This is a genomic window from Rathayibacter sp. YIM 133350, from assembly GCF_037404875.1.
Taxonomy (GTDB): domain Bacteria; phylum Actinomycetota; class Actinomycetes; order Actinomycetales; family Microbacteriaceae; genus Orlajensenia.
Map to the genome: position 1 here is coordinate 1 of NZ_JBBELO010000039.1, position 14,505 is coordinate 14,505.

The window sequence follows — 14,505 nt, forward strand, 5'->3', positions numbered from 1 at the left end:
GATCAAAGACGATTCACGAAACAACGTCCCTGGACATCACAGCTAGCACTCGTCCACAGGCGCCGCGGCGCCCGCCGATCCGTCCACAGCCGGCGATCGGCGCGCTTCGCGGATGCCGGGCGTCGCAGGCTGAAGGTATGAGCACAGTCCTCGCCGACATCCTCGGCATCGACGACCTGCCGCTCGCAGAATTGCACGCGCTTCGCCTGCAGGGCGAGCTCGTCTCGATCGGCGGCCACTTCGCGCCGAGCGACCTGCCGAGCCTCGCCGCCCTGCGCGCCCGGTCCGTCGCCCTCCTGGCGCCGAACGGCTTCATCGCGGAACGCCTCACGGCCGCCTGGCTCTGGCAGGCGATCGACGAGCCGCCCGCCCGGCACCAGTTCGGCGTCGACGTGGAGGGCACGCACCGGCCGCGTCCCACCCCACGGTTCGAGACGCGCGAGGTGCGGCTGCGCTACCGCGACGTCGGAACCCTGCACGGCACGGCGCTCACCATGCCGCTGCGCACGATCGACGACCTCGCCCGCGATCCCGGCATGGACGACGAGAGCGCCGTGCGGGTGATGGCCGCGATCGCCGTCGTCACGCGGGCAGACCTCGAGCGGGCGCTCACCTTCGCGCACCGGCACGACGAACGCGCCTTCAGCCGCCGTGGCCTCGTGCGCCTGCATCGGGTCGCCGAAGACCCGCTGGCACTCTCAGCCCTCGTGCACCCGGTAGACGTCGTAGACGGCGTCGATGCGCCGCACCGCGTTCAGCACCCGATCCAGATGCGTCGTGTCGCCCATCTCGAAGACGAAGCGGCTGAGGGCCAAGCGGTCGCGTGAGGTGGAGACGTTCGCCGACAGGATGTTGACGTGGTGCTCGGAGAGCACCCGCGTCACGTCGGAGAGCAGGCCGGCACGATCGAGCGCCTCGATCTGGATCTGCACGAGGAAGACGCTCTTGGACGTCGGCGCCCACTCGACCTCGATCATGCGCTCGGGCTCGCGCATGAGTGCCGAGATGTTGTGGCAGTTCTCCTGGTGCACCGAGACGCCCTGGCCGCGCGTGATGAAGCCGACGATCGTGTCGCCCGGAACGGGCGTGCAGCAGCGTGCGAGCTTGACGAGGATGTCGGGCGCGCCGCGCACGAGAACACCCGAGTCGCTGTCCCGCAGGGTCGGGGCGCGCCCCTTCGTCGGGAGGGCGAACTCCGGAACGTCGACCTCCTGGTCGGTCTGCACGAGGGCGACGGCCTTCTCGAGCACCGACTGCGTGCTCACGTGGCCCTCGCCGACGGCCGCGTACAGCGCGGAGACATCGACGTACTTCATCTGGGCGGCCACCTCGGCGAAGGAGTCCTGGCCCATGAGCTTCTGCAGCGGCAGGTTCTGCTTGCGCATCGCCCGGGCGATCGCATCCCGGCCCTGCTCGATGGCCTCGTCGCGGCGTTCCTTGGTGAACCACTGGCGGATCTTGTTGCGCGCCCGCGGGCTCTTGACGAAGTTGAGCCAGTCCTGGCTGGGCCCGGAGTCGGGGTTCTTCGAGGTGAAGACCTCGACGACGTCGCCGCTGGTCAGGGTGGACTCCAGCGGCACCAGCCGGCCGTTCACCTTGGCGCCCATGGTGCGGTGGCCGACCTCGGTGTGCACCGCGTAGGCGAAGTCCACGGGAGTTGCGCCCGACGGCAGGCCGATCACGCGCCCCTTCGGCGTGAAGACGTAGACCTCCTTGGCGCCGATCTCGTAGCGCAGCGAGTCCAGGAACTCCCCCGGGTCGCTCGTCTCGGCCTGCCAGTCCGAGATCTGGGCGAGCCAGGCCATGTCGTTGTCCATCGCGGGACCGCCCGAGGACTTGCCGGTGGTCTGCTCCTTGTACTTCCAGTGCGCCGCGACGCCGTACTCGGCGCGCTGGTGCATCTCGTGCGTACGGATCTGCAGCTCCACGGGCCGGCCCTGGGGGCCCAGCACCGTCGTGTGCAGCGACTGGTAGAGGTTGAACTTGGGCGTGGCGATGTAGTCCTTGAACCGCCCAGGCAGTGGTGTCCAGCGGGCGTGGATGGATCCGAGCACCGCGTAGCAGTCCCGCACGGAGTTCACGAGAACGCGGATTCCGACGAGGTCGTAGATGTCGTCGAAGTCGCGGCCGCGCACCACCATCTTCTGGTAGATCGAGTAGTACTGCTTGGGACGCCCGACGACCTTGCCCCGGATCTTCGCCGCCTTGAGGTCTTCGTTGACGGCGTCGATGACCTGCTGCACGAACTCCTCGCGCTGCGGCGTGCGCTGGCGCACGAGGCTCTCGATCTCGGCGTAGAGCTTGGGGTAGAGCACCGCGAACGAAAGGTCCTCGAGCTCCCACTTGATGGTCTGGATTCCGAGGCGGTGCGCGAGCGGGGCATAGATCTCTAGCGTCTCGGTCGCCTTGCGGGCAGCGGATGCGGCCGGCACGAAGCCCCACGTGCGCGCGTTGTGCAACCGGTCGGCGAGCTTGATGATGAGCACCCGGATGTCCTTCGACATCGCGACGATCATCTTGCGCACGGTCTCGGCCTGGGTCGAGTCGCCGTACTTGACCTTGTCGAGCTTCGTCACGCCGTCCACGAGCATGGCGATCTCGTCACCGAAGTCGGCCTGCACCTGCTCGAGGGTGTACTCGGTGTCTTCGACGGTGTCGTGCAGCAGCGCGGCTGCCACCGTCTTCGCTCCGATCCCGAGGTCGGCCAAGATCTGCGCGACCGCGACCGGGTGGGTGATGTAGGGCTCGCCACTGCGCCGAATCTGCCCGGAGTGGGCGCGCTCGGCCGTGGCGTACGCCCGCTCGACGAGGGCGATGTCGGCCTTCGGGTGGTGCATGCGCACCGTGCGGATGAGGGTGTCGACCGCTCCGACGGGCTGCGTCTTGGAGAAGATGCGCGGCACGAGGCGGCGCAACGAGGCGGTCTGCGACGATGTCGTCTCCGTCATGTGCTCACCTGCCTCCGTGCTCCAATTATCGCCGGTCGCCGAGGGGGGATCCGACCACCGGGGCTACGCCCTCGGCGATCACGCGGGAACGTCCTCCAGCGCCTGGCTGGAAGCAGCCCGCCCGCGCAGCTTGAGCACCGCGGCATCGTGCTTCTTGATGGGCGCCTCACGCTCGCGCAGCATCGAGTACAGCGGAGCCGCGAGGAAGACCGTCGACCAGGTGCCGACGAGGATGCCGATGAGCAGGGCGAGCGAGATGTCGCGCAGTGTGTCGGCACCGAGGGCGAACGCTCCGATGAACAGGATCGAGGCGACCGGAAGGGCGGCGACGACGCTCGTGTTGATCGAGCGCACGAGGGTCTGGTTGACCGCGAGGTTCACCGATTCCCCGAACGTGCGCCGGGTCTTCACGACGTCTTCCTTGGTGTTCTCGCGGATCTTGTCGAAGACCACGACGGTGTCGTAGAGCGAGTAGGCGAGGATCGTCAGGATGCCGATGACGGCAGCCGGCGTGATCTCGAAGCCCACGGCGGCGTACACGCCCGTGGTGACGATGAGGTCGGCCATGAGGGCGATGATGGCCGCGAGCGACATCTTCCAGGTGCGGAAGTAGAGCGCCATGCCGATGGCCGCGAGGATCAGGAAGACCACGAGGCCCTGGATCGTCTGGCGAGTGATGTCGGCGCCCCAGACCGGGCCGATGAAGGAGGATGACACGTCGTCGGCGGTCACGTCGTAGGCATCAGCGAGGGCGTCGGCGACGTCCTTGGTCTGTCCGGTCGTCAGCTGGTCGGTCTGCACGCGCACACCGCTGCCGTTGCCGACGATGGTCACGTGCGAGACGGCATCGGGCACGACGGAGGCGACCGCATCCGTTGCCGGACCCTGCTCGGCATCGCTGACGCCCGTGATCTGGAACTGGGAACCGCCGCGGAACTCGATGCCGAGGTTGAAACCGCCGCGCAGCACCGGAATGAGGATGGCGATGAGCACGAGCGCGCCGACGATGGCGAACCAGATGCGGCGCTTGCCGACGAAGTTGAAGGAGCGCTTTCCGGTGTAGAGGTCGTTGCCGAACTCGGTCAGGCGATTGGCCATCAGTCCTTGGCTCCCTTGTCTTCGCTGTCTGCCGATCGTGCGCCGACGCCGGCGAGCTCAGCCGCCTTGCGCTCCGCGATCGTCTGGCGCTTGGCCGCCTCACGCGAGGCGGAGGCGACCTTCGTCGCCGGCGCGGTCGGCTTGCGGAACTGCGCCCGACCGCGGTAGACGGCTCCGAGCGCCGTCGGGTCGAGCCCGGAGAGCGGGTGGCCGCTCGAGAAGAAGCTCGTCTGCGCGAGCAGCTGCAGCATCGGGTGCGTGAACAGCACCACGATGAGCACGTCGATGACCGTCGTCAGTCCGAGCGTGAAGGCGAAGCCCTTGACGCTGCCGACCGTGATGATGAACAGGACGATGGCGGCGAGCAGGTTCGTGGCCTTCGAGGCGTAGATGGTGCGCAGGGCGCGCCGCCATCCGGCCTCGACGGCGCCCACGAGGGCCCTGCCCTCGCGCAGTTCGTCACGCACCCGCTCGAAGTAGACGATGAACGAGTCCGCCGTGAAGCCGATGGCCACGATGAGGCCCGCGACGCCGGCGAGCGAGAGGCGGTAGCCGTTGTACCAGGACAGGATCGTGATCGAGAAGTACGTGATGACCGCCGCGACCACGAGGGAGGCGATCGTCACCAGTCCGAGCAGCCGGTACTGGAACAGCGTGTAGATCACGACGAGGATCAGGCCGATGAGGCCCGCGATCAGGCCGCTCTGCAACTGGGAGGAGCCGAGGGTCGCCGTGATGGTGTCGGAGGACTGTACCGTGAAGCTGATCGGCAGGGCGCCGAACTTGAGCTGGTCGGCGAGGGCCTGCGAGGACTTCTGGTCGAAGTTTCCGGTGATCTGCGGCTTGCCGTCGGTGATGATGCCGTTCATAGACGGAGCCGAGAGCACCCGGCCGTCGAGCACGAAGGCGAACTGGTCCAGCGGCGCCTGCGACTTGAGGCCGAAGAGGCGCTCGCTGACGGTGGCGAAGTCCTTGGTGCCCTTGTCGTTGAAGACGAGGTTCACGGCCCACTGGCCGGTCGCGCCGCCCTGACTCGTCTGGATCATGCCCGCAGAGGCGTCGGAGATGTCGGCGCCGTCGACCTCGACCGGACCGAGGATGTACTTGACCTGGCCGTTGTCGTCACAGGTGACGAGAGGCTCGTCGGCCGGCGCGACGTTGCTCGTGTTGATCTTGGAGCAGTCGAAGCTGTCGAACTGCTCCTGCAGTGCGGGCGTCACCCAGTTCAGGTCCGACCCGCTCGTCGGACTGACCGACGGCGTGCTGACGGGAGCCTCGGTGGGCGTGGGCGGCGGGGTGGCGGTGTTGGTGCTGTTCGCCGACTGGTCCGTCGGCGCTCCGGCCACGAGCACGGGACGCAACTCGAGCTTCGCCGAGGACTCGATGCGATTGCGGGTGTCCTCATCGAGCTTGCCCGGAATCGCGACGACGATGTTGTTGCCGCCCTGGGTGCTGATCTCGGACTCCGAGACGCCCGAGGCGTCCACGCGCTGGCGGATGATGGAGACCGCCTGGTTCAGCTGCTCATCCGTGACCGTCTGGCCGGACTCGACCTTCGGGGCGAGGATGATCTGCGTTCCGCCCTCGAGGTCGAGGGCGAGCTTCGGCGTCCACGAGCCGCCGCCCCACAGCACGGCTGCCGTGTTGATGCCCAGCAGCAGGGCGATGATCACGCCCAGCCAGGTGAGAGAACGCCACGCCTTCTTGACGGGTGTCGACTTTGCCACTGAGAGCACTCAGCTTTCTACGCGCGCGCTCGGACCAGCCTCGGGCCGAGTGCGGAGGGAGGTGGTTGTGTTAGTCGTTCGACTTCTTGCGGTCGGCATCCACGTCGATGACCGGCTCGTCCCGCAGAACGGGCTGGTCCACGACGGGCTCATCGACGCGCTCGCCGAACTCGGGCTCGCCGGTGGGCGTCTCGAGGGGCTCGGCGGGAGAGTCGACGACGTCGACGGGGGTGATCACGCGTGCGACGGTCTGGCGGTGAACGGCGAGGACCGTTCCCGGAGTGGTCTCCAGGAGCACCTCGTTCTCGTCTTCATCGATCGAGAGGATGGTGCCGAAGACGCCGAAGTTCGTCATGACCTTCGCGCCGGGAACGACCTTGGACTGCAGCGATGCGGCATCCTTCTGGCGTTTGCGGCTGTTGCGGAACATGAAGAAGACGAGCAGCGCCAGAACGGCGAGCATGACGATGGTGATGGGATCCAAAACCTGTAAAGCCTTTCGGAGGGGGCCCCTCAACCGCGCCGGACTGGCGCGGGATGCACATGGGCCGATTTCGAATTATAGGTCATGCAGCGTCGGTGCTCCTGCGCGCGGGCTGAGCGCGAAGTGACGCCATGCCTCATGGGTCGCGATGCGCCCCCGCGGGCTGCGCGTGATGAGCCCGATGCGCACGAGGAAGGGCTCGACGACCGACTCGATCGTCTCGGCCTCCTCTCCGACGGAGACCGCGAGCGTGTTCAACCCGACCGGGCCGCCGTCGAAGCGGTTGAGAAGGGTGAGCATGACGGCGCGGTCGAGCCTGTCCAGGCCCAGCGCGTCGACGTCGTAGAGGTCGAGGGCGGCGCGCACCGTCTCGACATCGGCACGGCCCGTGCGCGAGTGCACCAGCGCGTAGTCGCGCACCCGTCGCAGCAGCCGGTTGGCGATACGCGGCGTTCCCCGGCAGCGGCCGGCGATCTCGGCGATGGCCTCCCCGTCGATGGACAGGTCGAGCATGCGCGCGGCGCGGGCGAGCACCTGGCGCAACTCCGGCTCGTCGTAGAACTCCAGGTGGGCGGTGAAGCCGAACCGGTCGCGGAGGGGGTTCGGCAGCAGGCCGGCGCGCGTGGTCGCCCCGACGAGGGTGAACGGCGAGAGGTCGAGCGGTACTGAGGTCGCTCCGGCGCCCTTGCCGACCATGATGTCGATACGGAAGTCCTCCATCGCCAGGTAGAGCATCTCCTCGGCGGAGCGCGCCATGCGGTGGATCTCGTCGATGAAGAGCACCTCGCCGGGGATGAGCGAACTCAGCACGGCCGCGAGGTCGCCGGCGTGCTGGATGGCGGGCCCGCTCGACATGCGCAACGGACGACCGCCCTCGTGGGCGACGATCATCGCGAGGGTCGTCTTGCCCAGCCCGGGTGGACCGGCCAGCAGGATGTGGTCGGGGGTGCGATCCTGCATGGCGGCCGCACGCAGCAGCAGCTGCAGCTGGCCCCGCACACGGGTCTGGCCGACGAATTCCTCGAGCGTCTTCGGCCGCAGCGCTCCCTCGAAGGCGAGCTCCGCCTCCGTCGTCAACGCCGGATTGGTCAGGTCGATCTCGTTCTCGCTCATTTTCGCTACACCCGTGCCGGTCCGAGGCGGCTCAGGGTGGCACGCAGCAGCGCCGGAACCGAGGAGCGCTCCGCATCGGAGGCGTCGGCCAGCACCTCGTCGAGGGCGCCGAGGGCAACCTTCTCCGACCAGCCGAGCCCCACGAGCGCCGCGAGCACGGAATCGCTGATGGATGCCGGCGCACTCGCGCGACTGGGCGCTGTGGCTGACGTCGGAACGACCTTGCCCGCGAGCGAGACGGTGATGAGCTTGGCGGTCTTGGGACCGATGCCGCTCACCTTGCGGAAGACGGCGTCGTCGTCGACCGCGACGGCGCGAGCGACCTCATCGGGCGAGAGGGCGGAGAGCACCCCCAGCGCCGACTTGGGCCCGACGCCCGTGACGCCGATGAGCAGCTCGAACACGGCCAGCTCCTCCACTGTGGCGAAGCCGAACAGCGTGAGGGCGTCTTCACGCACGATGAGAGTGGTGTGCAGGCGGAGTTCGCTGCCCGTGCGAGCGGCGAGGGCTTCGGCCGGCGTGACGTTCACGCTGAAACCGACACCACCGACCTCGATGACGACGAGCGTGCCGAGTGCCGAGAGCACGGTGCCGCGAAGGGAGGAGATCACCGCTTAAGACTACGGGCGGCCCCCGACGCCCGAGCCGCACGCTCGGCGGCGAGCCATGCCTTCTGCGCCGGCGTGGCGAGGGCGTCATCGGAATCGGGCAGCGACGGGGTCGAACCGGTGCGCCAGGCGTGGCAGATGGCGAGGGCGAGCGCGTCGGCGGCATCCGCCGGTTTCGGAGCCACCGAGAGACCCAGGATGCGCGTGACCATCGCGGTGACCTGCTTCTTGTCCGCTCCCCCGTACCCGGTGATGGCGGCCTTCACCTCGCTCGGGGTGTGCAGGGCGACCGGGAGCCGTCGCTTGGCGGCCAGGTGCATGGCGACTCCGGAGATCTGCGCGGTGCCCATGATGGTCGAGATGTCGCTTCGCGCGAAGACCCGCTCGAGCGCGACCGCGTTGGGCCGGTGCTCATCGAGGATCGCCTCGAGGCCCTCGGCGATGCGCAGCAGGCGCTTCTCGATGGAGAGGTCGACCGGAGAGCGCAGCACGATGACGTCGACGAGCGTCGCCGATCGATCGGGCGCGACATCGACGACGCCAACGCCGCAGCGGGTGAGGCCGGGGTCGACGCCGAGCACCCGCACGACGGTGCTAGTCCTCGGTCTCGAGCTCGGCGGCGACCTCGGGGGTCAGGTCGAGGTTGGAGTAGATGTTCTGCACGTCGTCGGAGTCCTCGAGCGCGTCGATGAGCCGGAACACCTTGCGGGCGGTCTCGGCGTCGACCTCGACCTTGAGCGAGGGCACGAAGGCCACATCGGCCGACTCGTAGTCGATTCCGGCATCCTGCAGCGCCGTGCGCGTCGCGACGAGTTCGCTCGGGTCGGTGACGACCTCGAAGCTCTCGCCCTCGTTGTTGACCTCTTCTGCACCGGCATCCAGGACCGCGGCGAGCACGTCGTCCTCGGTGAGGCTGTCGCTCTGGGCGACGACGATGAGGCCCTTGCGGTGGAAGTTGTACGAGACGCTGCCGGGGTCGGCCATCGTGCCGCCGTTGCGCGTCATGGCGGTGCGCACGTCGGCGGCGGCGCGGTTCTTGTTGTCGGTGAGGCACTCGATGAGCAGGGCGACGCCGTTCGGGCCGTAACCCTCGTACATGATCGTCGCGTAGTCGACGCTCTCGCCGGTCAGGCCGGCGCCGCGCTTGATGGCGCGATCGATGTTGTCGTTGGGTACAGAGGTCTTCTTCGCCTTCTGCACGGCATCGACGAGGGTGGGGTTACCCGAGAGGTCGGCTCCGCCGATCTTCGCGGCGACCTCGATGTTCTTGATGAGCTTCGCGAACGACTTCGCACGACGCGAATCGATGATCGCCTTCTTGTGCTTGGTCGTCGCCCACTTGGAATGCCCGGACATACCGCTCCGTTTCGAAAAGTCTGCGCAGCCCTCTGCAGGTACCGCCCAGCCAGTCTAAGACAGCCTGTGCCTCGCGCGCCCGCGACCGGCGGGGGCTACCCGTTCCCCTGCGTTCTGGGTGCGCTCGCGGCGGCCACCTTCGCCAGGAAGTACTCGTGGAAGCGATGCTCCCCCGTGATCTCGGGGTGGAAGCTCGTTCCGAGCAAGTTGCCCTGCTCGACGGCGACGACCCGGCCGTCATCGAGGGTCGCGAGGGCGCGGGCCGCCGGTCCGACCGATTCGACCACGGGTCCGCGGATGAAGGCGGCGTGCACGGGAGCCTCGCCGAGCTCGGGGATGGCCAGGTCGGTCTCGAAGGAGTAGTTCTGCGCGCCGAAGGCGTTGCGGCGCACCACGACGTCGAGTCCGCCGAAGGACTCCTGCCCGGCGATCGCATCCAGAACGGTGTCCGCGATCATGATGAGGCCCGCGCAGGTTCCGTACACGGGCATTCCGCCCGCGATCGCGTCCTTGAGCGGTTGCGCCAGCCCATAGGCACGCGACAGCTTGTCCATCACCGTCGACTCGCCGCCCGGAATGACGAGGCCGTCGATCTCAGCGAGTTCCTCGGGACGGCGCACGAGCGACACCCGTGCACCGAGCCCCGCGAGCACGCGCGCGTGCTCGCGGAAGTCGCCCTGAAGGGCCAGAACCCCAACGCGAGGTCCGGAGTCCCCCGATTCAGAGGATGCGGCGCCGCTGCCGAGCGATTCCGCGCGCAGGCTCACCAGCCGCGCTCGGCCAGCCGGTGGGGTGCCGCGAGGTCGGACACGTTGATGCCGACCATCGCCTCACCGAGCCCGCGCGAGACCTCAGCGATGACGGCGGGGTCGTCGTAGAAGGTCGTGGCCTTCACCACGGCTGCCGCTCGCTGTGCCGGGTTTCCGGACTTGAAGATGCCCGAGCCCACGAAGACGCCGTCGGCTCCGAGCTGCATCATCATGGCCGCGTCGGCGGGGGTTGCCACGCCGCCGGCCGTGAACAGCACGACGGGCAGCTTGCCGGTCTCCGCGACCTCGACGACGAGGTCGTACGGGGCCTGGAGCTCCTTGGCTGCGACATACAGCTCGTCCTTGCTCATGGAGTTGAGCGCACGGATCTCGCTGGAGATCTTGCGGATGTGCTTGGTCGCCTCCGAGACGTCGCCGGTGCCGGCCTCGCCCTTCGAGCGGATCATGGCCGCACCCTCGTTGATGCGGCGCAGCGCCTCACCGAGGTTGGTCGCACCGCAGACGAAGGGCGTGTTGAACTGCCACTTGTCGATGTGGTTGACGTAGTCCGCCGGCGAGAGCACCTCGGACTCGTCGATGTAGTCGACGTCGAGCGCCTGCAGAACCTGCGCCTCGACGAAGTGGCCGATGCGGGCCTTGGCCATCACGGGGATGGAGACCTCGGCGATGATCGCCTCGATGAGGTCGGGGTCGCTCATGCGGGCGACGCCGCCCTGGGAGCGGATGTCGGCGGGAACGCGCTCCAGCGCCATGACGGCGACGGCGCCGGCGTCTTCGGCGATTCGGGCCTGTTCGGCGGTGACGACGTCCATGATGACGCCGCCCTTGAGCATCTCGGCGAGCCCGCGCTTGACGCGGCTCGAGCCGAACTGCTCGGAGGAAGTGGTCTCGGTCATGAACGCCAAGTGTATTCGCCTCCGCAGGCGCCGCCGGACCGCTCGGGCACACGCACGACGGGCGCGTGGGAGGATCGAGGGGTGAAGATCCTCTCCATCCAGTCGGCGGTCGCCTATGGACACGTCGGCAACTCGGCCGCCGTCTTCCCGCTGCAGCGCATCGGCGTCGAGGTGCTGCCGGTCTACACGGTCAACTTCTCCAACCACACCGGCTACGGCGCCTGGCGCGGACCCCTCATCTCCCCCGACGACGTCGCTGCGGTCATCACGGGCATCGAGGAGCGCGGCGTCTTCGGCGAGATCGACGTCGTCCTGTCGGGCTATCAGGGCGGCGTCGGCATCGGTGACGTCATCCTCGACGCCGTCGCCCGTATCAAGGCCGCGAATCCCGGCGCGATCTACTCGTGCGACCCCGTCATGGGCAACGCGAAGTCGGGCTGCTTCGTCGCGCCCGAGATCCCCGTGCTGCTGCGCGACCGCGTCGTGCCCGCTGCCGACCTCATCACGCCGAACCAGTTCGAGCTCGGCTACCTGACGAACACCGATCCCGACACCCTCGCCTCGACCCTCGAATCCGTCGACCTGGCCCGCGCATCCGGGCCCCGCACGGTGCTCGTCACGAGCGTCGAGCGACCCGACCGCCCCGAGGGGACGATCGAGATGCTCGCGGTGGACGACAACGGGGCCTGGATCGTGCAGACACCCCTTCTGCCGCTGAAGGCGAACGGCTCCGGCGACGTCGCCGCCGCGCTGTTCACCGCCCACTACCGGCGCACGGGCGATGCCCCTGACGCACTCGCCCGCACGGCGTCCAGCGTGTTCGACCTGCTGGCGCGCACCAACGAATCGGGCCAGCGCGAGCTGCAGCTCGTGGAGTCCCAGGAGTTCTATGCCGAGCCGCGCATGCAGTTCGGCGTGAGCCAGGTGCGCTGAGCCGAGGCTCCCGACGTCCTACGCCGGCCAGGCGTCGGCCACAGAACGGCGCACGTCGCCGAGCAGCTGGGGCAGCGCCTTGGTCTTCGCGATGATCGGGAAGAAGTTGGCGTCCTGCGCCCACCGGGGCACGATGTGCTGGTGCAGGTGGTCGGCCACCCCCGCCCCGGCGACGCGGCCCTGGTTCATGCCGATGTTGAAGCCGTCGCAGTGCGACACCTCGGCCAGCACCCACATCGCGACCTGGGTCAGCTCGGCGATCTCGGCGACCTCCTCGGTCGTGGCGAGGTCGTAGGTGCTGATATGCCGGTAGGGGCACACGAGCAGGTGGCCGCTGTTGTAGGGGAACAGGTTCAGGAGCGCATAGGCGTGCGTGCCGCGTGCCACGATGAGCGCCGTCTCGTCATCGAGCGTGGGAGCGACGCAGAAGGGGCAGCTGTCTTTGTGGGGCTGCTCCCCCGCGTCGATGTAGACCATCCGGTGCGGCGTCCACAGCCGCTGGAAGGCATCCGGAACCGCGGCGAAGTCGCTCGAGTGCTCGACCGGAACACCCGGAAACTCGTTCTGCGGTTCGGTCGTCATACCTCGCCCGCCGTGACGACCTGACGGCGGTCGGAGATGGCGGCCTGGATGCGGGCGATCGCATCCGCCACGGGAACGCCGTTCTCCTGCGTGCCGTCGCGGAAACGGAACGACACCGAGCCCGACGCGCGATCCTGCTCGCCCGCGATGATCTGGAACGGCACCTTCTGCAGGGTGTGGTTGCGGATCTTCTTCTGCATGCGGTCATCGCTCAGGTCGATCTCGGCACGGATGCCGGCGGCGAGCATCTGCTTCACCACGTCGGCGAGGTAGTCGGCGTACTCCTCGGCGACCGGGATGGCGACGACCTGGACGGGCGAGAGCCACACCGGGAAGGCGCCGGCGTAGTGCTCGGTGAGCACAGCGAAGAAGCGCTCGATGGAACCGAACTTGGCGGAGTGGATCATGACCGGCTGCTGGTGGCTGCCGTCGGCCGCCGTGTACTCCAGGCCGAAGCCCTTCGGCTGGTTGAAGTCGTACTGGATCGTCGACATCTGCCAGGTGCGGCCGATGGCATCCTTCGCCTGAACCGAGATCTTGGGGCCGTAGAACGCGGCGCCACCCGGGTCGGGCACGAGTTGCAGGCCGGTGTCCTCCGCCGCGCGACGCAGCACCTCGGTCGCGTTCTCCCACTCCTCATCGCTGCCGATGAACTTGTCGGAGTTCTCATCGCGCGTGGACAGCTCGAGGTAGAAGTCGTTCAGGCCGAAATCGCGCAACAGGCCGAGCACGAAGCCCAGCAGGTGCTCGATCTCGGCCGGAGCCTGCTCTGCGGTCACGTAGCTGTGCGAGTCGTCCTGGGTGAGCCCGCGTACCCGGGTGAGCCCCTGAACCACGCCGGACTTCTCGTAGCGGTAGACGGTGCCGAACTCGAAGAAGCGCAGCGGCAGCTCACGGTATGAGCGTGCGCGCGAGCGGAAGATGAGGTTCTGCATCGGGCAGTTCATCGCCTTGAGGTAGTACTCGCTGTTCTCGAGTTCCATCGGCGGGTACATCGTGTCCTTGTAGTACGGCAGGTGACCCGAGAGCTCGAAGACGTGCGCCTTCGTGATGTGCGGGGTCGAGACGTACTGGAAGCCCTCCTCGATGTGGCGGCGGCGAACGTAGTCCTCCATCTCGCGCTTGATGATTCCGCCCTTGGGGTGGAAGACGGGAAGGCCAGGGCCGATCTCCTCGGGGAAGCTGAACAGGTCGAGCTCCGTGCCGAGCTTGCGGTGGTCACGCCGTGCCGCCTCGGCGAGGCGGAACTGGTAGTCCTTGAGGGCGTCCTTGGTAGGCCAGGCCGTGCCGTAGATGCGCTGCAGCTGCTTGTTCTTCTCGCTGCCGCGCCAGTAGGCGGCCGCGACGCGCATGAGCGCGAAGCCGTTGCCGATCATGCGGGTGTTCGGCAGGTGCGGACCGCGGCAGAGGTCTTTCCAGACGGTCTCGCCGGTTCGCGGGTCGACGTTGTCGTAGATGGTGAGCTCGGAACCACCGACCTCGACGCTCTCGCTCTCCTCGAACTGCTCGGTGCCGCTCGCGTGGCCCTTCAGGCCGATGAGCTCGAGCTTGTACGGCTCGTCCGCGAGTTCCGCGCGCGCCTCGTCCTCGGTGACGACGCGGCGCATGAAGCGCTGCCCCTGGCGCACGATGCGCTCCATGGCCTTCTCCAGGGCCTTGAAGTCCTCGGTGCTGAAGGGCTCCTCCACGTCGAAGTCGTAGTAGAAGCCGTCGGTGACGGGGGGCCCGATGCCGAGCTTGGCCTCCGGGTTGATCGACTGCACCGCCTGGGCGAGCACGTGGGCCGCGCTGTGGCGAAGGATGTTCAGTCCGTCGGGCGTATCGATGCCGACGGGCTGCACGTCGTCGGCATCCGTCACCGTGGCCGCGAGGTCCTTGAGCTCGCCGTTGACGCGCATGGCGACAACGGACCGGTCGGTGAACAGCTCGAAACCGTCGACCACGTGATCCACTCCTTGGGGTGCTTGGGGAACCAGTCCAGACTAGTCGC

General features: G+C 68.0%; 13 protein-coding genes. 1 reads left to right on the plus strand and 12 read right to left on the minus strand.

Translation table 11 applies throughout. The features are described 5' to 3' along the window. Window positions 1–698: 698 nt before the first annotated feature. The 10 genes from WDJ51_RS14410 to pdxS form a co-directional block, all read right to left on the minus strand. The gene (locus tag WDJ51_RS14410) at window positions 699–2,948 is read right to left on the minus strand and encodes a RelA/SpoT family protein (RefSeq protein ID WP_337853169.1); all 2,250 of its coding nucleotides are present in this window, start codon (window positions 2,946–2,948) and stop codon (window positions 699–701) included. A 78-nt stretch (window positions 2,949–3,026) separates the two neighbouring features. Beyond that, the gene (gene secF / locus WDJ51_RS14415; protein ID WP_337853170.1) at window positions 3,027–4,046 is read right to left on the minus strand and encodes a protein translocase subunit SecF; all 1,020 of its coding nucleotides are present in this window, start codon (window positions 4,044–4,046) and stop codon (window positions 3,027–3,029) included. Continuing rightward, window positions 4,046–5,773, minus strand: a complete 1,728-nt coding sequence (secD, locus tag WDJ51_RS14420; RefSeq protein ID WP_337853345.1) for a protein translocase subunit SecD — start codon at window positions 5,771–5,773, stop codon at window positions 4,046–4,048. Before secD ends, secF begins: the two co-directional genes overlap by 1 nt. Window positions 5,774–5,843: 70 nt before the next feature. After that, entirely contained in the window at window positions 5,844–6,257 is a 414-nt protein-coding gene (yajC, locus tag WDJ51_RS14425) for a preprotein translocase subunit YajC (RefSeq protein ID WP_337853171.1), read from the minus strand. A gap of 75 nt (window positions 6,258–6,332) precedes the next feature. Continuing rightward, window positions 6,333–7,370 carry a Holliday junction branch migration DNA helicase RuvB gene (gene ruvB / locus WDJ51_RS14430; protein ID WP_337853172.1) on the minus strand — a complete coding sequence of 346 codons (1,038 nt, stop codon included), beginning with the start codon at window positions 7,368–7,370 and terminating at the stop codon, window positions 6,333–6,335. A 5-nt stretch (window positions 7,371–7,375) separates the two neighbouring features. Next, window positions 7,376–7,981, minus strand: coding sequence for a Holliday junction branch migration protein RuvA (gene ruvA, locus WDJ51_RS14435; protein ID WP_337853173.1), 606 nt, complete (start codon window positions 7,979–7,981; stop codon window positions 7,376–7,378). Beyond that, window positions 7,978–8,565: a crossover junction endodeoxyribonuclease RuvC gene (ruvC, locus tag WDJ51_RS14440; protein ID WP_337853174.1), complete on the minus strand. Its 588-nt coding sequence runs from the start codon at window positions 8,563–8,565 to the stop codon at window positions 7,978–7,980. The genes ruvA and ruvC overlap by 4 nt, the downstream gene beginning before the upstream one ends. Window positions 8,566–8,572: 7 nt before the next feature. Next, on the minus strand, window positions 8,573–9,334 hold the full coding sequence (locus WDJ51_RS14445; RefSeq protein ID WP_337853175.1) for a YebC/PmpR family DNA-binding transcriptional regulator: 762 nt from the start codon (window positions 9,332–9,334) through the stop codon (window positions 8,573–8,575). A 95-nt stretch (window positions 9,335–9,429) separates the two neighbouring features. After that, window positions 9,430–10,095 carry a pyridoxal 5'-phosphate synthase glutaminase subunit PdxT gene (gene pdxT, locus WDJ51_RS14450; RefSeq protein ID WP_337853346.1) on the minus strand — a complete coding sequence of 222 codons (666 nt, stop codon included), beginning with the start codon at window positions 10,093–10,095 and terminating at the stop codon, window positions 9,430–9,432. A 2-nt stretch (window positions 10,096–10,097) separates the two neighbouring features. Continuing rightward, entirely contained in the window at window positions 10,098–11,000 is a 903-nt protein-coding gene (gene pdxS / locus WDJ51_RS14455; RefSeq protein ID WP_337853176.1) for a pyridoxal 5'-phosphate synthase lyase subunit PdxS, read from the minus strand. A gap of 81 nt (window positions 11,001–11,081) precedes the next feature. Between pdxS and pdxY the strand changes: the two genes are divergently transcribed. Beyond that, window positions 11,082–11,933 carry a pyridoxal kinase PdxY gene (pdxY, locus tag WDJ51_RS14460; RefSeq protein ID WP_337853177.1) on the plus strand — a complete coding sequence of 284 codons (852 nt, stop codon included), beginning with the start codon at window positions 11,082–11,084 and terminating at the stop codon, window positions 11,931–11,933. 18 nt (window positions 11,934–11,951) lie between these two features. Here pdxY and WDJ51_RS14465 read toward each other — a convergent pair whose 3' ends face one another. Together WDJ51_RS14465 and thrS are read right to left on the minus strand one after the other, a co-directional pair. After that, window positions 11,952–12,515, minus strand: coding sequence for an HIT family protein (locus tag WDJ51_RS14465; protein ID WP_337853178.1), 564 nt, complete (start codon window positions 12,513–12,515; stop codon window positions 11,952–11,954). Beyond that, window positions 12,512–14,413: a threonine--tRNA ligase gene (thrS, locus tag WDJ51_RS14470; RefSeq protein WP_337853347.1), complete on the minus strand. Its 1,902-nt coding sequence runs from the start codon at window positions 14,411–14,413 to the stop codon at window positions 12,512–12,514. Before thrS ends, WDJ51_RS14465 begins: the two co-directional genes overlap by 4 nt. Window positions 14,414–14,505 lie beyond the last annotated feature (92 nt).

Coding starts and splice junctions, on each gene's coding strand:
- ruvB (WP_337853172.1), bottom strand. CDS start 7,370: ATGAGCGAGAACGAGATCGACCTGACCAATCCGGCGTTGACGACGGAG.
- WDJ51_RS14445 (WP_337853175.1), bottom strand. CDS start 9,334: ATGTCCGGGCATTCCAAGTGGGCGACGACCAAGCACAAGAAGGCGATC.
- pdxS (WP_337853176.1), bottom strand. CDS start 11,000: ATGACCGAGACCACTTCCTCCGAGCAGTTCGGCTCGAGCCGCGTCAAG.
- WDJ51_RS14410 (WP_337853169.1), bottom strand. CDS start 2,948: ATGACGGAGACGACATCGTCGCAGACCGCCTCGTTGCGCCGCCTCGTG.
- secF (WP_337853170.1), bottom strand. CDS start 4,046: ATGGCCAATCGCCTGACCGAGTTCGGCAACGACCTCTACACCGGAAAG.
- WDJ51_RS14465 (WP_337853178.1), bottom strand. CDS start 12,515: ATGACGACCGAACCGCAGAACGAGTTTCCGGGTGTTCCGGTCGAGCAC.
- thrS (WP_337853347.1), bottom strand. CDS start 14,413: ATGCGCGTCAACGGCGAGCTCAAGGACCTCGCGGCCACGGTGACGGAT.